The organism is Proteus penneri, from assembly GCF_022369495.1.
GTDB lineage: Bacteria > Pseudomonadota > Gammaproteobacteria > Enterobacterales > Enterobacteriaceae > Proteus > Proteus penneri.
This window is the reverse complement of record NZ_CP059690.1, coordinates 3,245,755-3,265,018: the sequence shown is the minus strand read 5'-3', so window position 1 is coordinate 3,265,018 and position 19,264 is coordinate 3,245,755. Positions and strand designations below refer to the sequence as shown.

Sequence of the window (19,264 nt, the reverse complement as noted above, 5' to 3'; positions counted from 1 at the left end):
TGAAAAGATAAACCATCCTTGGTTGCTAGTCCATTTCCTTCCATAGTTAATAATCCATAATTCGGGTATAAAAGAGACTGATAAAATAAGAGAATGGTCAATTAGAATAAGATAAGGTATGGGGGATGCTATCTTTCCTTGTAATATAGCGACCTCTATTCTTTAAATGACTCTCAAATTTAAATCAAAACACGACTGATTTGGATATTAATCAATGTTTGTCTCTAGGATATGTAATATTATAATTTAGGTAAAGGTATAAATGTTACTATTATTATAATCATCGAATTAAGAGGGAATAAAAGAATAATAAAACCAATATAACGAGATATTTAATTAATTTAAATCGTATTTTGAGTAATATATCGCTTTAAACTCGGTGTAAAAGTTTTCTTCTGATATTCCACAATAAATTTAAACGACTAACATATTGAATAAACTTAATTTATTCATGAATATCTTTAATGGATAAGACTATTTTTATATAATGTGATTTACATCACGCCGTATATTTGAGAGTTATCGTCTATCAATAAGAAGATAGAGATTTATGCGATACCTCTTTCGATCATATTCAGTTTCTGATTTATTGGTTACACTATATCTTCCAGATATTCATAATGTCTGTTTGCTGGTATGAAATATCAGCGGTTCACTTTTGGAAGGTAGAGGCATGTCAGAACAAACAATTATTTGGGATCTTGACCTGATCCATAAGTATAACTATTCAGGTCCTCGCTATACATCATACCCAACAGCATTAGAGTTTAATCAGCAATATGGCGATGCTGATTTTATCAAAGCGACTCAACGTTATCCTGAGCGCCCTTTATCACTTTATATCCATATTCCTTTCTGCCATAAGCTGTGTTATTTCTGTGGATGCAATAAAATTATTACGCGCCATAAACATAAAGCAGATGAGTATCTTGATGTTTTAGAAAAAGAAATTATTAATCGAGCACGCTATTTTAAAGACCGAAAAGTGACTCAAATGCATTGGGGTGGGGGGACACCGACTTTTCTAGATAAGCAACAAATTAGTCGATTGGTTTCGTTATTACGTCAGCATTTTGATTTTGTCGATAATGCAGAGCTTTCTATTGAAATTGACCCGCGTGAGATTGAATTAGATGTTATCGATCATTTGCGTAATGAAGGCTTTAACCGTCTGAGTATGGGCGTGCAAGATTTCAATAAAGAAGTACAACAAAAAGTCAATCGTGAGCAAGATGAAGCGTTTATTTTTGCATTAGTAGAGCGTGCGCGTGAAGTGGGTTTTCACTCCACCAGTATTGATTTAATTTATGGCTTACCTAAGCAAACCAAAGAGAGTTTTGCCTTTACATTAAAACGAGTCATTGAATTATCACCAGATAGATTAAGTGTATTTAATTATGCTCATTTGCCTAATTTATTTGCAGCTCAACGTAAAATTAAAGATGAAGACCTCCCTTTAGCGGAAGAAAAATTAGAAATATTACAAGAAACCATTTCTACGCTAACGACAAATGGCTATCAATTTATTGGGATGGATCATTTTGCAAAGCCTGATGATGAATTAGCCGTGGCTCAGCGCAAAGGTATTTTACATCGTAATTTCCAAGGTTATACCACTCATGAAGAGTGTGATTTATTAGGTATGGGTGTTTCTGCAATTAGTATGTTAGGGGATAACTATGCGCAAAATGAGAAGGTATTGAAAGAGTATTATGCGCGCGTAAATAGTGAAGGTAATGCACTATGGCGAGGTTTATCACTGACTCATGATGATTGTATTCGCCGTGATGTAATTAAAACCTTAATTTGTAATTTTAATCTGCATTTTTCTGATATTGAAAAAATGCACGATATTGTTTTCCATGACTATTTTAAAGAAGATTTAGAATTACTTGTGCCAATGAAAGATGACGGTTTAGTTGAAATAACAGTTGACGGCATTCAAGTGACACCAAGAGGACGTTTGCTTATTCGTAATATCTGCATGTGTTTTGATACCTATTTACGAAATCAAATGCGCCAACGTCAATTCTCTCGTGTAATTTAAATACAAAAGAGGGTATATATTCTAAATCATTTGAGTTGCAGGTAGGCGGCAAGCAAAGATATCCCGATGAGCATACTCATGTATGTGATTCGGGATAGCTGAGCGTAGCCAACACCCTTGCAACTTGAAGGATGACGAGTATAGAGGATTAATATTCCTCTATCCCCAACTCTTTTAATTTACGGGTTAGTGTATTTCTGCCCCAACCTAATAGTCGTGCGGCATCTTGTTTATGCCCTTGTGTATATGCCAAGGCACTGAGTAATAGTGTGCGTTCAAATTGAGGTAGAGCATCTGTTAAGATGTTTTCTTTTCCTTCCCCTAATGCTTCATCTGCCCATAATGAAAGATGTTGTGACCAATGTTGAGAAGAAGCAATTCGATTGATATTTTTGGCTCTCTCATCAGGTTGGCGAATTTCTTGTGGTAAATCTTGAGGCATAATCTCTTGGCTTGCCGTCATTACCGTTAACCAGCGACACACATTCTCTAATTGTCTAACGTTGCCTGACCAGTTGTATTCCATCATGATTTGCAAACTTTGTTGATGTAATACTTTGGCTTCGACGCCCAATTCTTTAGCTGTTTTTTGCAGAAAATAGCGCGCTAAGCTGGGAATATCTTCCGTTCTATCACGTAATGGTGGTAATTGAATACGTATTACATTAAGTCGATGATAGAGATCTTCACGAAAATCACCGGCTTGAACGCGCTTTTCTAAGTCTTGATGTGTAGCGGCAATAATGCGCACATCAACTTTAACTGGAGCATAACCGCCGACTCGATAAAATTGCCCTTCAGCAAGCACTCGCAGTAACCGTGTCTGAATGTCGAGAGGCATATCACCAATTTCATCAAGAAAAAGAGAACCGCCATTGGCTTGTTCAAATCGCCCTTGTCGTACTTGAGAAGCACCTGTAAATGCCCCTTTTTCATGACCAAAAAGCTCTGATTCAATTAAATCTTTAGGAATAGCTGCCATATTGAGAGCAATAAAAGGAGAGGAAGCTCTTGGGCTGTGGCGATGTAATGCATGTGCGACTAGCTCTTTTCCCGTACCCGATTCTCCATTAATAAGTACACTGATTGAGGAACGAGAAAGTCGACCAATAATACGATAAACCTCTTGCATTGCAGGCGCTTCACCAATCATATCGGTAACTGATTGCAGTGAGGTTTCATCGGTATTCGGTTGTTTTTGCTCGCGATAATGCGTAATAGCGCGGTCAATTAATGCTAATGTTTCGTCGATATCAAATGGCTTTGGTAAGTAATCAAAAGCGCCTTGTTGATAAGCATTTACTGCAGCATCCAGATCAGAATGTGCAGTCATAATTATCACGGGTAAAGTAGGGTAGTTTTCTTTAATGATTTTAAGAAGAGATAAACCATCAATATCAGGCATACGAATGTCTGATAACAACACATCAGGTATTTCTGTATTGAGTGCATTAAGCACATCATTCGCATGTTCAAAGGTTTTACAAGATATACCTTCACGAGAAATGGCACGTTCAAGTACCCAGCGAATTGAGCTGTCATCATCAACAACCCATACATTTCCTTTTTGCATTGGTTATCTCCTACTTAATTGGTAAATAAATAGAAAACTCAGTATTTCCGGGCCAACTGGTAAATTCGATTTTACCTGCATGTTGATCGACTAAATTACGCGCAATAGAGAGCCCTAATCCATTACCTCCTTCTCTACCGCTTACCATAGGATAAAAAAGTGTATCTTGTAGATGAGGAGGTATGCCATCACCCGTATCAATGACATCAATACGCGCAACCAGTTTGTAGCGCTCACCATGGAGTGTGACTTGAAAAGCAGTACGGGTACGCAAAATAATCGTCCCTCCTGTTTTTTCAACAGCTTGTAAGGCGTTACGAGTAATATTTAGGAGTACTTGTTCTATTTGATCGGGGTAATGTGATAACTCAGGTAAGCTGGGATCGTAATCTTTTAGCAAGGTAACATTTTCAGGGCATTCGAGAGAAATAAGTTGAGCAACGCGCTCAACGACATGGTGAATACTCTGATGTGTTTTTGTGCCTGGATGTTGGGGGCCGAGTAATCTGTCCACCAGCACACGTAGGCGATCAGCTTGTTCAATAATGACTTGCGTATATTCCGTTAAAGCAGGATCAGGTAAGGATTTTGCGAGCAATTGAGCCGCACCCCGTAATCCGCCCAACGGATTTTTAATTTCATGTGCCAGCCCCCTAACCAATTCCCTAGCAGCCATTTGCTGGGCTTGTTGTATCTGCTCTTGGCTTAACCGGCGTTGACTATCCATAGGCGCCAGTTCCAGCAAAATATGTTGCTCGGAAATAGGTTGGGCACTGAGCGACATTGTGTGTGATTGGTTATTTACAACCAATATCACTTCATTGTCGGTAAAGCTTTGTCCATTTGCTAATGTTTCACGCATTAAATCAGCATCAAAGGAGTAATAGCTGAAAAGGGCAGTGAAAGGTGTTTCAAATAATTTTCGACGGCTTTGTGCTAAAACCTGTAACGCAGAATGATTTGCGTAGCAAATAATAAACTCTTTGTTGATAACCAATACTGAGTGAATCAATGAGTCTAAAATTAATGTATTGTCAGGTAAGTCTGCCGTTTCCATATTGAATACCTCTTTGCACCATTTTAGTGCATCTTACCTTTATTGCATTAATGAACCAATGCGTAAGTGATAGATGGACTCCTTAAGTGGGAGAAAAGTGCCCATCCGAAGATGGGCAAAATAGCTTCACGGCAAAAAAAAACAGTTTTACATCTTGGCTTAAGTTTTTATCAGTAAAACTTATCTTAAGCGCTGTAATACATTTCAAATTCAAGAGGATGTGGCGCCATACGTACACGTTGAACATCCGCACGTAATAACTCTAAATAAGCATCAATAGCATCATCAGTAAATACACCACCGCGGGTTAAGAATTCACGATCTGCATTTAATGCATTTAATGCTTCTTCTAATGAACCTGCGACCGTTGGGATCTCTTTTGCTTCTTCTGGCGGTAAGTCATAGAGGTTTTTATCCATAGCATCACCAGGATGAATTTTATTGATAATTCCATCAAGACCAGCCATTAATTGAGCTGCAAACGCGAGATAAGGGTTTGCTAAAGGATCAGGGAAGCGTACTTCAATACGGCGTGCTTTCATGCTGGCAACCACTGGAATACGAATTGACGCTGAACGGTTACGCGCAGAGTAAGCCAGCATTACAGGTGCTTCAAAACCTGGGACTAAACGTTTGTAAGAGTTAGTGGTTGGGTTAGTGAACGCATTGAGTGCACGAGCATGTTTGATAATACCGCCGATGTAATACAGCGCCATTTCAGATAATCCGCCGTATTTGTCACCTGCGAACAGGTTTACACCGTTTTTAGACAGTGACATATGGCAGTGCATACCTGAACCGTTATCACCCACGAGAGGTTTTGGCATAAAGGTCGCTGTTTTACCAAATACGTGAGCCACGTTTTGTACCACGTATTTATAAATTTGGGTTTCATCTGCTTTTTTGGTCATGGTATTGAAGCGAGTTGCTACTTCGTTTTGACCTGCAGTTGCTACTTCATGGTGATGTGCTTCAACCACTAAGCCCATTTCTTCCATAATGTTACACATGGTAGAACGAATATCTTGTGATGAATCAACAGGTGGCAGTGGGAAATAACCCCCTTTCACCATAGGGCGGTGACCTTTGTTGCCATCTTCATATTTGGTATTGGTGTTCCAAGCTGCTTCAATATCGTTGATAGCGTAAGAAGCACCTGAAATATCGTTTTTAAAACGAATGTCATCAAATAGAAAGAATTCGGGTTCTGGCCCAAACAGTACTGTGTCTGCAATACCACTTGATTTTAAATAGTCTTCAGCACGTTTTGAAATAGAACGAGGGTCGCGGTCATAACCTTTCATTGTGCCTGGTTCTAAAACGTCACAACGAATAATCAGGGTTGGATCTTGGAAAAATGGGTCGAGCATTGCGGTTGTTGCATCAGGCATCAGTACCATGTCTGATTCGTTAATGCCTTTCCAGCCACCAATAGAGGAACCATCGAACATTTTTCCTTCTTCAAAGAAATCATCGTTAACCTGATGAGCCGGAATAGTAAGATGTTGTTCTTTACCGCGGGTATCAGTGAAACGTAAGTCAATATATCTAACTTTATGTTCTTCAATCATGGATAACACATGTTCAAGGGACATAGGAACTCTCCTGGCGAATGGTTTTATTGAGTGCAGTGGCCTTACACATTTTTCGGTGAATTTTTTGCTCACCTGAATTCTATTGCGAAAAGCATGCCAACTTATCTAAAAAGGGATATATACTGTATTGATGAAGTTTAGTGTAGAATATCTCCTGTGATTTTTTAATTATTGCACAAACTTGGTGCAAATTAAGCCTAATTAGTTGCACTGTTTTGGTGCAATGGAACGGATACTACTAAATTCTGAGGCGTGAAAAGGATCACAATTCAATTAATTGCATATTGTTAAGCAATCATTATTGTGATCTTGTTTAGTCTCTCGTCTAAAGCGTGTACAATACTGCGCTTATTTCTACAATGCCTGAGGCAAATTTTGTGATCGAAAACTTGCGTAATATCGCCATCATCGCCCACGTTGACCATGGTAAAACAACTATCGTCGATAAATTACTACAGCAATCTGGTACGTTCGGTGAACGTGAAACCGTTGCTGAGCGCGTGATGGACTCAAATGATCTCGAAAGAGAGCGCGGAATTACTATTCTTGCGAAAAACACAGCGATTAAATGGAATGACTATCGTATTAACATCGTAGATACCCCAGGACACGCCGACTTCGGTGGTGAGGTAGAACGCGTTATGTCTATGGTAGACAGCGTTCTATTGCTGGTTGACGCGATGGATGGCCCAATGCCACAAACTCGTTTTGTGACACAAAAAGCGTTTGCTAACAACTTAAAACCAATTGTTGTTATCAATAAAGTTGACCGCCCTGGTGCGCGTCCAGACTGGGTTGTTGATCAGGTATTTGACCTGTTCGTAAACTTAGGTGCAACTGACGAACAACTTGATTTCCCAATTATCTATGCATCTGCATTAAACGGTATTGCGGGAACAGATTATAATGACATGGCTGAAGATATGACTCCGTTATATGAAGCTATTGTCAAATATGTAGAGCCACCAAAAGTTGATCTGGAAGGTACATTCCAGATGCAAATTTCTCAGTTGGACTACAACAACTACCTAGGTGTTATCGGTATCGGTCGTATCAAGCGTGGTAAGGTTAAACCTAACCAGCAAGTGACTATTATCGATAGCGAAGGTAATACCCGTAATGGTAAAGTCGGTAAAGTTTTAGGCCATTTAGGTTTAGAGCGTATCGAAGTTGATGTTGCTGAAGCTGGCGATATCATTGCAATCACTGGTTTAGGTGAACTGAATATCTCTGATACGATTTGTGAAGTGGGTGCTGTTGAAGCGCTACCTGCATTAGCCGTTGATGAACCAACTGTTAGCATGTATTTCTGTGTTAATACTTCACCTTTCTGTGGCCGTGAAGGTAAGTTTGTGACTTCTCGTCAGATTTTAGATCGTCTGAAAAAAGAGTTAGTCCATAACGTTGCATTACGTGTAGAAGAAACAGAAGATCCAGATGCATTCCGTGTATCAGGTCGTGGTGAGCTTCACCTGTCAGTTCTGATTGAAAATATGCGTCGTGAAGGTTACGAATTAGGCGTATCTCGCCCTAAAGTTATCTTCCGTGATATTGACGGTCGTAAACAAGAGCCTTTTGAACAAGTGACTATCGACATTGAAGAACAGCACCAAGGTGATGTGATGCAAGCGATGGGTGAGCGTAAAGGCGAAATGCGTGATATGCAACCAGATGGTAAAGGACGTGTACGTTTAGACTACATTATCCCTAGCCGTGGTCTGATTGGTTTCCGTACTGAATTTATGACCATGACATCAGGTACTGGTTTACTGTATGCAACATTCAGTCACTATGATGATGTTCGTCCAGGTGAAATTGGTCGCCGTAATAATGGTGTTATGATCTCTAATGGCCAAGGTAAAGCCGTTGCTTACGCACTGTATAGCTTACAAGACCGTGGTAAATTATTCGTTACTCATGGTGCAGAAGTTTATGAAGGCCAAGTAATTGGTATTCATACTCGCTCTAATGACTTAACAGTAAACTGTTTAACGGGTAAAAAGCTGACTAACATGCGTGCTTCTGGTACCGATGAGGCGACAACGCTGACTCCACACCTGAAACAAACATTAGAACAAGCACTAGAATTTATTGATGACGATGAGTTAGTTGAAGTTACTCCGCAGTCTATTCGTCTGCGTAAGCGTTATCTGTCAGAAAACGATCGTCGTCGTGCTTACCGTAGCAAAGACTAATTCGTTATTTTGATAACATAATTCTTAGGGCGCGTTTAGCGCCCTGAGTTTATACTCATCAAGAGTCTATGTTGCTATAAAAGACGAATGCGGTGGAAAATAATCTCTGCCGCATAAGTTTTCTCTCAATCCTTTCTTCTCCCACCTTTTATCATGTTTTATCATCACCTCATAATTCCATTCTAGGTAATGATGCTTCTCATCTCTTTTTTTATCTCTCCCTCTTTGGATTTTATGTTTTACAAAAAATTAAGTGTGATTATTGTACTTTTTTAGCGTTTAAGCCTGTTCAGTAACGCGATTTATGATTAAAGTAAAACGAGTTTTCTATTATGGAGAGGATTTATGCTTTATATCTTTGATATGGGTAATGTGATTATTGATATCGATTTTAACCGAGTATTCGCAGTATGGAGTAAGCTTAGTGGTGTTCCATTAGCAAGTATAAAAAAGAACTTCACAGCCGGCGAAGTTTTTAAATTACATGAGCGCGGTAATATTACAGATATCGAATTTGCTGAAGAAATTAACTCAGAACTTGGCATGAACTTAAGTTTTGAGCAATTTGCTGAAGGATGGCAGGCTATTTTTATCGCAGTACGACCTGAAGTCATTGATATAATGAATAAATTAAGAGAGCAAGGACATCGGGTTGTGGTGTTATCAAATACGAATCGCTTGCATCATGATTACTGGCCAGAGCATTATCCTGAAATCGCAGCTTCCGCTGATTTCCTCTACTTATCGCAAGATCTTGGTATGAGAAAACCCGATCCTGAACTGTTTAAGTATGTTTTGGAGTCTGAAAATGTTGAAGCACAAGACGCCATTTTTTTTGATGATTTACAAGCTAATGTCGATGCTGCTCTTTCGGTTGGTATGAAAGCCGTGCATGTGGTTGATAAAAATACCATTATTGATTACTTCAAAGATTATGATTTTTCTCTCCCAGTAGAAGAATAATGCTATCGTAAGGATAACAATAGGCTGAGTTTGTTATCCTTTTTTATTGATTTATTTTGGAGAGAGTATGATCGCATTAATTCAACGAGTGACACAGGCAAAAGTGGATATTGCAGGTGAAACAGTCGGTGCTATTAATCAAGGTTTATTGGTTTTATTAGGTGTAGAGAAAGACGACAACGAACAGAAAGCCAAAAGATTATGTGAAAAAGTATGTGGTTATCGCATCTTTAGTGATGAAAACGACAAAATGAACCTAAATGTGCAACAAGCTGGTGGCAGTTTATTAGTTGTCTCTCAATTTACACTTGCCGCGGAAACACAAAAAGGAATGCGTCCTGGGTTTTCGAATGGCGCCCCCCCAGAATTAGCGAAAAATCTCTATCACTACTTTATTGAACAATGTCAGCAACAAGGCTTAGAAACGCAAACAGGCCAATTTGCCGCAGATATGCAAATTACACTGACGAATGATGGCCCTGTTACCTTCTGGTTACAGGTATAACATCGAACGAGCAGTGATGTTAAAAGGAGCTCAGATATGTACCATTTACGAACCCCAAAAACAGAGGCCGAATTTGATGCCTATTATGCTTTTCGCTGGGAAATGCTTCGTAAACCTCTACATCAACCTGAAGGCTCTGAAAAAGACGGTTATGACACCTTTGCACATCACCAAATGGTTGTCGATGAAACAGGACAACCTGTTGCGATTGGACGACTCTATATCAATGCCGATAATGAGGGTGCTATTCGCTTTATGGCGGTGCACACGGATGCACAAGGTAAAGGTTTAGGTACTCTCGTTGCTATGGCACTTGAGTCATTGGCTCGCCAAGAGGGTATAAAACGAATAGTGTGTAGTGCGAGAGAAGAATCTGTAAGTTTCTTTGAAAAATTGGGTTATGAAAATTGTGGTTTAGTGACAGGCCCGCAAACAACACCCATTAAGCACTTTTTTATGAAAAAAAGTATTGAGTCTTTAGATGATATTCTTCATCGGCCTGATTGGTGTGCTGAATTACAAAAACAGTGGCATCAACATATTCCTTTAAGTGAAAAAATGGGGTTACGTATTACTCAATATACGGGAACACGTTTTTACACCACTATTCCAGAAGCGGGGAACCAAAACCCTCACCACACTATTTTTGCAGGCAGCCAATTTTCACTCGCAACATTAACGGGTTGGGGATTGATTTGGCTATTAATGCAAGAACATAAGTTGCAAGGTGATATTGTGTTGGTGGATGCGCATATTCGTTATCGCAAACCTGTATCAGGGCGTCCTGCTGCCGTTGCTGATATGGAAAATTTAAGCGGAGATTTAGGGCGATTAGCGAAGGGGAGTAAGGCACGAATTAAGCTAGATGTTGATATTTGTGGTGATGAAGGTGTTGGTGCTGTTTTTAGTGGTACTTATATTGTTTTACCTTCACAAAATAAGCAGTGCTAATTCAGCTAGCTATCTTTAAAAGTAATTTAAAGGGAAATTATTATTTTCTTTTGGGTTACTTTTTCTATTTTCTGCGTTTTTAATTAAAAAAACAGAGTATAAAAAATCTATTCTTGAATGCTAGTGTTATAGAGTTTCTATCCCTATCCAATTGATGTATATTTCGCAGTTTACGGAGGGAAGCATGGACACCAATTTATCTACTCGTCTTAATAAATATATCAGTGAAAGCGGGATCTGCTCACGTCGTGAGGCTGACCGTTATATTGAGCAAGGACTTGTCCTTATTAATGGCAAACGCGCCAGTATTGGCGACCAAGTATTTGCTGGCGATGAAGTCAAAGTCAATGGTCGATTGATTGAAGCACAGGATAATTCTGAGCTGGTGCTGATTGCGCTGAATAAACCTGTGGGTATTGTCAGTACCACAGATGATGGCGAAAAAGATAATATTGTTGACTATGTTAACCACAGCACCCGCATTTTCCCAATTGGACGTTTGGACAAAGATTCACAAGGATTGATTTTCTTGACCAACCACGGTGATTTAGTCAATAAAATCCTACGTGCGGGTAATGATCACGAAAAAGAGTACCTTGTGACAGTGAATAAACCGATCACTGATGAATTTATTCATGGAATGGGTGCGGGTGTTCCTATCATGGGACAAAAAACCAAGAAATGTAAGGTCAAGAAAGAAGCGCCGATGGTGTTTCGTATAACCTTAGTTCAAGGGTTAAATCGCCAAATTCGTCGTATGTGCGAATATTTTGGTTATGAAGTCACTAAGCTTGAACGTGTTCGTATTATGAATGTGAGCTTATCTGGATTACCAGTCGGTGAATGGCGAGACTTGACGGATGATGAGCTGATCAAACTCTTTGATGCGATTGAAAAATCAACGTCAGAAGCACCACCAAAAGCTAAGCAAAATAAGCCGAAGAAACAAATCAGCAGTAATGCAAAAGCCTTGGGTATTCGCATTCCTCAAACAAAAACTAAAGAAACGGAAAATAACTCTCGTAAGCGCTTTGCTCAGCCGGGTCGAAAAAAGAAAAAACGTTAATTTCATTTTTGTAGATGCGATAAAAACAAAAAAACACCTGAAAGGGTGTTTTTTGTTTGTTCTATTTAGGCATCAATAAAGTTAGTCTAAATTCAACTCATCTAATTTATTTTGACGACGTTCAAGCACTATCGCGGCAAGTTCGGCATCCATAACTCGTTCAATTAAGGCGTCATAGTCTTCTTTAGAAAGGCAATAGAACAACGGAGTTTTGTTGTCATCACACACAAGCAGTGTGCTGTTATCTTTAAGTGCAGTTAAAGGAGATTGTTGAAACGTGTTTAAAGATATTTTTTCAGGGGAAAAATCTTCGTCAGACATGAAAACTCCACGATAAAGAAAAGGGCAATAGCGCATTGTAACGCTTTTTATTAAGGGAGCAATCCGTGCTCCTGCGAAAGATCAATATTATAGGTGATTAATTATTTCACCATTTTGTATTTCTGAATTGAGTATTTGTTGCTCACCTTTACTTCCAGTCAATGTGCCATTGAGTGTTGATATCACTGGGCTTGCACGTAAATTACCTTTCAATTTTAGTGTAAATTGACCTATTTCATCAGAGTAGGTTGTTTTTAAACCTAATGTATAAGGTATTGATAAAGGTACATTTAAACCATTAGTAATAAGTGAAAATTGGCGTTGTTGGTTAGATTGGATTAAGCCGGCTGAACCTCGAACAATGCCGTCACCAATAAATGCTGAATATTGCTCAATAATAGCGTTATCTTGCTGAGTGACAATTTTTAAATCAGGGCGACGTAATTCAATGCGATTTAATGTTCCACTATCTGCATTGAATACGGCTGAACCTTGCCATAATCCCCATTCACCTTCTTTTGCAACCATTAAATTTTGCAATTTTCCTGTTAAGTTGGTGAATTGAAATGGAAATTCCGGCGTGATATCAATCAAAATAGATTGGTTGATAGATAACTGTTCGATAGTGATATTTTGAATATTACTCTTGGTATCTATCGGTTTAGCTAAAAAATTGAGCCAATTTTCAGGTAACGTATATAAAAGACCTGATAGTGTGGCATCTTGGATCGTGATGGTTTTATTGTCTTTATTCCAATGACCAGCAAGCTTAATTAAGCCTTTTTCATAGCGTAAACTGAGGTTATCTAGATTGAGTTGATTGTTCTGCTGGTTGAGTTTTGCGATAAGATCAGTGAAATGCTCATCTTGAAAAACAAGGTCATTTGTATTGAGCTCGCCGGTTGTAAATGAAAGAGCGTTATCCCAATTAAATTGAGAAAATTGCCCATCAAAACCACTCATTGCCCACTGTTTCCCTTCAGCCGTAAAATCAACAATATTAAGCGCTCTTATGCTAATGCGTGGGTACTCAGAGAGAGATTGAATTAATTCATTAAAAGTTTGCGAAGATTGCCAGCGTAAGCCATTCATATAAACTTCATCAAACTTCCATTGATTATCTTGATACTGACCACTTAATGAGAGTGAGCCATTAAGTAAATGCGTTCCTAGTTTTTCTATTTGAATATTATTGGGCTGATATTGACCAGAAATAATAAAGTTACTGAATTTATTATTATTTATCATTCCATCAGCAATAGAAAATTGAAAATGGCCTGCTCCAATAAAATCTTCCGATGTAGGTGCCCAAGGTGTAATTCCCCCCGTCACTTTGTTTGCTTCGAAAGAAAAATCCGCATTGGTGCTGTTTAAAATCATATTTTTAAATTGCAGAATATCAGCACTTAACGGTATTGATGGAGACTTATTGGTAAATTCAATATTGCCATTTTCTAATGTAATTTTTTGCAGATGGGAAGGGGTGGTAAAAAATTGCCAATCAAATCGGATTTGTGCTGATTTTGCCGATACTCTGGCTTTATCTTGTTTAGGATTAACGAGGAGATCATAAACAATAACTTGTTCGGGCTGCATAAGGTCATGTTCAATACCTGAGAAGCGAATATCATAATCAGTGTATTCTGTTAGCCATTCGCTTGTCTTTTGCGCTCCCCACTGAGTCTGAATAAAAGCGTAAATTATAATAATAAATAAAATAACAATAAGTATCAGAGATACCATACTTTTCATCAGCCAGCGCATTGCCCTTCTCCTGTTTTATACTCCATCAAAACAGTATACAGTTATGCCTGAAAACTAGGCGATGCTCAAGTATTCATCACTAGATAAAACAAGATTATTTAACTGTTATAATTTATGGCAACTACTTTTCTTGAGGGAAAATAAGATTAAGAATAATTGCCGTTAAGCCACCTGCAGCAATACCTGATGACAGCAATGTTTTTAGCCAATCTGGAGCAAATTGTAATATTTGAGGCTGCTGTGAAACGCCCAGCCCTACCGCAAGTGAAATCGCAAGGATCATGATGGCTCGGCGATTTAACGCTTCTTTAGAAACAATGCGTACACCAGACGCAGCTATCGTACCGAACATGACTAATGTAGCTCCGCCTAATACTGGTTCAGGAATTCTTTGCACAAATTCTGCGACAAACGGAAATAATCCTAAGATAATGAGCATCGCGGCAACAACATAGCCTACGTAGCGACTAGCAACACCAGTTAATTGGATCACACCATTATTTTGACCAAAACAAGAGTTTGGAAAGGTATTGAAAAATGCCGAAACCATAGAGTTAATTCCATTAGCCAATACGCCTCCTTTGATCCGTTTCATATACAAAGGGCCACTGACGGGTTGTTCTGAAACATCAGAAGTTGCCGTGATATCGCCAATGGTTTCTAGTGAAGTGATCATAAACACCAGCATTAAAGGAATAAGCAAGTGCCAATCAAATGACAGCCCATAATAAAACGGCTCAGGAATAGTCATAAAAGGTGTTTCTTGATGTTCTACTGGTGTGGGCAACATATCTAAAGCCCAAGCAAGAACATAGCCCACAGCCATTGCAATGACTAAAGAAGCAACGCGTAAGTAAGGATTTTTTTGTCGATTAAGTAAAATAATAACGATAAGAACAGAGCCTGCTAATAACAGGTTTTGTGGTGAACCAAAGGTATTATTTTCGATAGCAGCATAACCACCACCAATTGAAGTTAATCCAACTTGAATTAAAGAGAGGCCGATTATCATTACTACGACACCTGAAACTAATGGTGTAATGATACGTCTTGCTAAGTGAAGTACACGAGAAAGGATGATTTCGGTTAATGAGGCGACCATTAATGTCCCAAAAAGGGCCGCCATCATTGTAGGAATATCTGCTCCACCATTTTTAAGTGCTAATCCTCCCATAATGAGCGGAGCAACAAAGTTAAAGCTTGTTCCTTGGATTGATAATAATCCTGAACCTATCGGTCCCCATGCTCGAATTTGAATAAGAGAGGCAATACCTGATGCAAATAAAGACATGCTAATAATGCGTTGAGTATCGTGTGCAGGTAATCCTAATGCTTGGCAAATAAGGATCGCAGGCGTGATAACCGCGACAAACATAGCTAAAAGATGTTGGCAAGCAGCAAAAAGTGTTTGTGGTAATGGCGGTTTCTCTTCTAAAGCAAAAAGAAGTTCGCTATTTTTTTTAATTGAAACATCACTATTTTTAGGCAAATTTTGTTTTTCTGAAGTAACCATGGTGTGAATTTCTTATTCGACAAAAACAGTATTTTAATGATCTGCGCCACAAAAGCAATCGTTTGCGTGAAAATGATGTTATTAAAATGCATAAGAGGCGCTCACATTTTTATATGTTTTAACTTGTGTTTGTCTGCGTTTTTTTTTCTAATCGGGGATACCTGCTTTTGGCGTTGTTTATGGATGAACTTAGCGTCGTAGTATTTTTATATAAAATTAACAAATAAGACGGGGTACATAAATGTATCATCTTGATGTTTATGGCACGCTGGTTGCGGCCACTTTGGTTCTCTTGATCGGACGTAAGTTAGTGAAATCTGTTCCTTTTTTAGAACGGTATACGATCCCAGAACCTGTTGCAGGTGGGCTACTTGTTGCAGTTCTTCTATTAGCATCTAAATCTTTTATGGATTGGGAAGTCAGTTTTGATCTCTCACTTAAAGATCCATTAATGCTAGCCTTCTTTGCAACAATTGGTTTAAACGCGAACCTTGCAAGCTTAAAAGCGGGAGGAAAAGCGCTTTTTATTTTCGTTTTCGTTGTTGTTGGGTTGTTATTAGTGCAAAACACTGTCGGTATTGCATTGGCGAAAATGTTAGGCCTTGATCCTCTTATGGGATTATTGGCTGGTTCTATTACATTATCGGGTGGTCATGGTACAGGGGCTGCTTGGGGTAAAACGTTCGTTGAAAGTTATGGCTTCATGAGTGCGTCTGAAGTCGCAATGGCGTGTGCAACCTTTGGTTTGGTCTTAGGTGGATTGATTGGTGGCCCAGTTGCGCGTTATTTAATCAAAAATATTCCAACACCAGGAATTGGTGCTGATGATCATGAAATGCCAACGGCCTTTGAGAAACCCACTACAGGTAGAATGATTACTTCAATGGTATTGTTAGAAACCATTGCGATGATCTCTATCTGTTTAATGGCCGGTACGTTCCTTTCTCAATTGTTAGAAGGCACGGCATTCTCACTACCAACCTTTGTGTGTGTTCTGTTTATTGGTGTTATTTTAAGTAATAGCCTTTCAATGCTTGGGTTCTACCGTGTTTTTGATAGAGCGGTGTCAGTTTTAGGTAACGTGAGTTTATCGTTATTCTTAGCAATGGCATTAATGAGCCTGAAATTATGGGAACTGGCTTCACTGGCGATCCCAATGCTGGTTATCCTTGGTGTTCAAGCAGGTGTAATGGCACTTTATGCAATTTTTGTTACTTTCCGTGTCATGGGTAAAAACTACGATGCGGCGATTTTAGCAGCGGGTCACTGTGGTTTTGGTTTAGGAGCAACACCAACGGCGATTGCGAATATGCAAGCTGTTACAGATCGTTTTGGCCCTTCTCATCTTGCGTTCTTAGTCGTACCAATGGTAGGGGCATTCTTTATTGATATTGTGAATGCGATAGTGATCAAACTGTATCTACTATTGCCATTCTTTACGCCTATAGTTGCAGGATAGTTTGGTTGCTATAAATTAAAATAGCTTCAAAAACGTTAAAGAGCACCTCAATGTTGGATATCGGCATTGAGGTGTTTTTCTATGTGATATGTAACTTACTAATATATTTCAAGATCGACCTAAAGCGAGTTTAAACGCACGCTAAGCCATGTAAAAGAGAAACTTTAAGCTTGGCTGTATTGTGTTTTAGCAGGTAGCCAGCGTTCGATTAAGGCTTGAGAATGTTTAGGATAGTGTTGATGCAGGTAACGAGCGATACGCTGAACTTCAGGAACAAGTCCTTGGTCGCGCAATAAATCAGCGACTTTAAATTGTGCATTACCCGTTTGCTTGGTACCTAAAAGCTCACCGGGGCCACGGATCTCTAGATCTTTTTGTGCAATGACAAAGCCATCATTGCTATCCCTTAATACCTGCAATCGCAAACGTGCCGTTTGAGTGAGTGGTGTTTTATATAACAAGACACAATGAGAGGCGATTGCGCCTCGACCTACACGTCCACGTAGTTGGTGTAACTGTGCAAGGCCTAGCCGTTCTGGATTATCAATAATCATCAAACTGGCATTAGGCACATCAACGCCAACTTCAATCACTGTTGTTGCAACTAAAAGTTGGAGTTCATTTTCTTTAAATGCGGTCATTACGGCCTGTTTTTCTGCGGGCTTCATTCGCCCATGTACCAACCCTACTTTGATTTCAGGGAGTGCAATTGTAAGCTCATCATAGATAACTTGGGCTGCTTGCGCTTCAAGAACATCAGAATCTTCAATTAAGGTACATACCCAATAGGCTTGTCGCTTTTCTTCTGTGCAAGCCAACCTAATGCGTTCAATAATGTCATTACGGCGAGTATCAGGGATAGCGACAGTGGTAACAGGTGTGCGTCCCGGTGGTAATTCGTCGATGATAGAGGTGTCCATATCAGCGTAGGCTGTCATGGCTAATGTGCGAGGGATCGGCGTTGCTGTCATCACCAATTGATGGGGATGAAAGCCTTGCTCTTCGCCCTTTTTCCATAATGCGAGGCGTTGATGTACACCAAATCGGTGTTGTTCATCAATAATCACTAAGGCTAGAGAGTGGAATTTAACTTGTTCTTGGAAAATAGCGTGCGTTCCAATAATGATCGATACTTCACCATTCGCAATGGCGTTTTGCTGTGCCTCGCGAGCTTTCCCTTTCTGCTTTCCAGCCAACCAACCCACTTGGATACCAAAAGGCTCAAACCATTTTCTAAACGTCAATGCATGTTGTTCTGCTAATAATTCTGTTGGAGCCATTAACGCCACTTGCTTACCATTTGCAATAGCACGTAATGCACTTAATGCTGCAACTAGCGTTTTACCTGAACCTACATCTCCTTGGATTAATCGCATCATCGGATAGTTTTTTTCTAAATCTGTTTCTATCTCATTGACGACACGTTGTTGAGCATTTGTCGGGGTAAAAGGTAGCATTGCGAGAAATTGCTGGCGTAATGTGGAAGTGCTTGGCATAAACAGCGGTTCTGCACGATAAGATTGCGCACCAGCTCTGGCATTGAGCATACCTAGATTGTGGGCGAGTAACTCTTCAATAATGAGTCTTTTTTGAGCAGGGTGCTGTCCTTTTTCAAGCTGTGCAAAAGCGATATCAGGGGGAGGATTATGCAGTGTACGTAATGCGGTGGCTAATGGAGGTAAACCATGAATAAATTGATCGGGCAATAATTCATTAATAGCACAGGTATCAAGTAATTCTAACGCTTGCTCTATCAGTTTTCGCAATGATGTTTGGCGTAAGCCTTCGGTTGTTGAATAAATCGGGGTGAGTGTTTCTTGTAGTTTAACCTCAGCACCTGCCACTTTGATTTTATATTCAGGGTGGATAATTTCAGGGCCACGACTTCCTCGCTTTACTTCACCATAGGCGATGACTTGTTTACCTTGAGCAAGGTTATTTTTCATTGCAACTGTAAAGTTAAAAAAGCGAAGCGTTAAAATACCTGAGCCATCAGAAATTTGGCAGGTCATCATTTTTCGTCGACCAAAACTGACTTCAGTTCTTAATACTTCACCTGAAACAGTGGCAGGGATACCGGGAAGAAGATCGCTAATAGCATAGAGGTGCGTTTGATCTTCATAACGCAAAGGAAGGTGGAGTAACAAATCCTCAATAGTCACAAGCCCTATTTTTGCCAGCTTGTCTGCCTGACTTGCACCTACGCCGTGAAGAGTGGTTAAGGGGATTGCATCAAGCAGTTTTCCTTTCATGGG

14 protein-coding genes are annotated in these 19,264 nt (G+C 39.5%); 7 read left to right on the top strand and 7 right to left on the bottom strand.

Annotation, left to right across the window (positions count from 1 at the left end):
* Positions 1 to 673: 673 nt before the first annotated feature.
* Positions 674 to 2,047, top strand: coding sequence for an oxygen-independent coproporphyrinogen III oxidase (gene hemN / locus H1225_RS14670; RefSeq protein WP_072064865.1), 1,374 nt, complete (start codon positions 674 to 676; stop codon positions 2,045 to 2,047).
* Between the two features lie 148 nt (positions 2,048 to 2,195).
* Here the strand turns inward: hemN and glnG are convergent, their stop codons facing one another.
* From glnG to glnA, 3 genes are all read right to left on the bottom strand, one after another.
* Positions 2,196 to 3,620 (bottom strand): nitrogen regulation protein NR(I), encoded by a 1,425-nt coding sequence (gene glnG, locus H1225_RS14665; RefSeq protein WP_006534580.1) that lies wholly within the window; start codon positions 3,618 to 3,620, stop codon positions 2,196 to 2,198.
* A gap of 10 nt (positions 3,621 to 3,630) precedes the next feature.
* Entirely contained in the window at positions 3,631 to 4,677 is a 1,047-nt protein-coding gene (gene glnL, locus H1225_RS14660; RefSeq protein WP_072064861.1) for a nitrogen regulation protein NR(II), read from the bottom strand.
* Positions 4,678 to 4,862: 185 nt separating this feature from the next.
* Complete coding sequence (gene glnA / locus H1225_RS14655) at positions 4,863 to 6,272, bottom strand: glutamate--ammonia ligase (protein WP_072064860.1); 1,410 nt, start codon at positions 6,270 to 6,272, stop codon at positions 4,863 to 4,865.
* A 359-nt stretch (positions 6,273 to 6,631) separates the two neighbouring features.
* On the opposite strand from glnA, the gene typA reads away from it, so the two are divergent.
* The 5 genes from typA to rluF all read left to right on the top strand — a co-directional run bounded on the left by typA (position 6,632) and on the right by rluF (position 11,952).
* Positions 6,632 to 8,467: a ribosome-dependent GTPase TypA gene (gene typA / locus H1225_RS14650; protein ID WP_006534586.1), complete on the top strand. Its 1,836-nt coding sequence runs from the start codon at positions 6,632 to 6,634 to the stop codon at positions 8,465 to 8,467.
* Positions 8,468 to 8,812: 345 nt separating this feature from the next.
* Positions 8,813 to 9,430 carry a glucose-1-phosphatase gene (yihX, locus tag H1225_RS14645; protein WP_006534588.1) on the top strand — a complete coding sequence of 206 codons (618 nt, stop codon included), beginning with the start codon at positions 8,813 to 8,815 and terminating at the stop codon, positions 9,428 to 9,430.
* Between the two features lie 67 nt (positions 9,431 to 9,497).
* Entirely contained in the window at positions 9,498 to 9,935 is a 438-nt protein-coding gene (dtd, locus tag H1225_RS14640) for a D-aminoacyl-tRNA deacylase (protein WP_072064855.1), read from the top strand.
* 36 nt (positions 9,936 to 9,971) lie between these two features.
* Positions 9,972 to 10,886: a fatty acid biosynthesis protein FabY gene (gene fabY / locus H1225_RS14635; RefSeq protein WP_072064853.1), complete on the top strand. Its 915-nt coding sequence runs from the start codon at positions 9,972 to 9,974 to the stop codon at positions 10,884 to 10,886.
* Between the two features lie 184 nt (positions 10,887 to 11,070).
* Positions 11,071 to 11,952 (top strand): 23S rRNA pseudouridine(2604) synthase RluF, encoded by an 882-nt coding sequence (rluF, locus tag H1225_RS14630; protein ID WP_239739210.1) that lies wholly within the window; start codon positions 11,071 to 11,073, stop codon positions 11,950 to 11,952.
* 81 nt (positions 11,953 to 12,033) lie between these two features.
* On the opposite strand, the gene H1225_RS14625 is transcribed toward rluF, so the two are convergent.
* The 3 genes from H1225_RS14625 to H1225_RS14615 form a co-directional block, all read right to left on the bottom strand.
* Positions 12,034 to 12,273: a hypothetical protein gene (locus tag H1225_RS14625; protein ID WP_072064850.1), complete on the bottom strand. Its 240-nt coding sequence runs from the start codon at positions 12,271 to 12,273 to the stop codon at positions 12,034 to 12,036.
* An 87-nt stretch (positions 12,274 to 12,360) separates the two neighbouring features.
* Positions 12,361 to 14,037 (bottom strand): AsmA family protein, encoded by a 1,677-nt coding sequence (locus H1225_RS14620; RefSeq protein ID WP_239739209.1) that lies wholly within the window; start codon positions 14,035 to 14,037, stop codon positions 12,361 to 12,363.
* Between the two features lie 121 nt (positions 14,038 to 14,158).
* The gene (locus H1225_RS14615) at positions 14,159 to 15,550 is read right to left on the bottom strand and encodes a uracil-xanthine permease family protein (RefSeq protein ID WP_072064847.1); all 1,392 of its coding nucleotides are present in this window, start codon (positions 15,548 to 15,550) and stop codon (positions 14,159 to 14,161) included.
* A 241-nt stretch (positions 15,551 to 15,791) separates the two neighbouring features.
* Here H1225_RS14615 and gltS point away from each other — a divergent pair, with 241 nt between their 5' ends.
* On the top strand, positions 15,792 to 17,009 hold the full coding sequence (gene gltS / locus H1225_RS14610) for a sodium/glutamate symporter (protein WP_072064843.1): 1,218 nt from the start codon (positions 15,792 to 15,794) through the stop codon (positions 17,007 to 17,009).
* 164 nt (positions 17,010 to 17,173) lie between these two features.
* Here gltS and recG read toward each other — a convergent pair whose 3' ends face one another.
* Positions 17,174 to 19,261 carry an ATP-dependent DNA helicase RecG gene (gene recG / locus H1225_RS14605; RefSeq protein ID WP_109848002.1) on the bottom strand — a complete coding sequence of 696 codons (2,088 nt, stop codon included), beginning with the start codon at positions 19,259 to 19,261 and terminating at the stop codon, positions 17,174 to 17,176.
* Positions 19,262 to 19,264 lie beyond the last annotated feature (3 nt).

What these genes read in the sequence shown, in the direction of transcription:
- hemN (WP_072064865.1), top strand. Translation starts at nt 674, where the DNA reads ATGTCAGAACAAACAATTATTTGGGATCTTGACCTGATCCATAAGTAT.
- glnG (WP_006534580.1), bottom strand. Translation starts at nt 3,620, where the DNA reads ATGCAAAAAGGAAATGTATGGGTTGTTGATGATGACAGCTCAATTCGC.
- glnL (WP_072064861.1), bottom strand. Translation starts at nt 4,677, where the DNA reads ATGGAAACGGCAGACTTACCTGACAATACATTAATTTTAGACTCATTG.
- glnA (WP_072064860.1), bottom strand. Translation starts at nt 6,272, where the DNA reads ATGTCCCTTGAACATGTGTTATCCATGATTGAAGAACATAAAGTTAGA.
- typA (WP_006534586.1), top strand. Translation starts at nt 6,632, where the DNA reads ATGCCTGAGGCAAATTTTGTGATCGAAAACTTGCGTAATATCGCCATC.
- yihX (WP_006534588.1), top strand. Translation starts at nt 8,813, where the DNA reads ATGCTTTATATCTTTGATATGGGTAATGTGATTATTGATATCGATTTT.
- dtd (WP_072064855.1), top strand. Translation starts at nt 9,498, where the DNA reads ATGATCGCATTAATTCAACGAGTGACACAGGCAAAAGTGGATATTGCA.
- fabY (WP_072064853.1), top strand. Translation starts at nt 9,972, where the DNA reads ATGTACCATTTACGAACCCCAAAAACAGAGGCCGAATTTGATGCCTAT.
- rluF (WP_239739210.1), top strand. Translation starts at nt 11,071, where the DNA reads ATGGACACCAATTTATCTACTCGTCTTAATAAATATATCAGTGAAAGC.
- H1225_RS14625 (WP_072064850.1), bottom strand. Translation starts at nt 12,273, where the DNA reads ATGTCTGACGAAGATTTTTCCCCTGAAAAAATATCTTTAAACACGTTT.
- H1225_RS14620 (WP_239739209.1), bottom strand. Translation starts at nt 14,037, where the DNA reads ATGCGCTGGCTGATGAAAAGTATGGTATCTCTGATACTTATTGTTATT.
- H1225_RS14615 (WP_072064847.1), bottom strand. Translation starts at nt 15,550, where the DNA reads ATGGTTACTTCAGAAAAACAAAATTTGCCTAAAAATAGTGATGTTTCA.
- gltS (WP_072064843.1), top strand. Translation starts at nt 15,792, where the DNA reads ATGTATCATCTTGATGTTTATGGCACGCTGGTTGCGGCCACTTTGGTT.
- recG (WP_109848002.1), bottom strand. Translation starts at nt 19,261, where the DNA reads ATGAAAGGAAAACTGCTTGATGCAATCCCCTTAACCACTCTTCACGGC.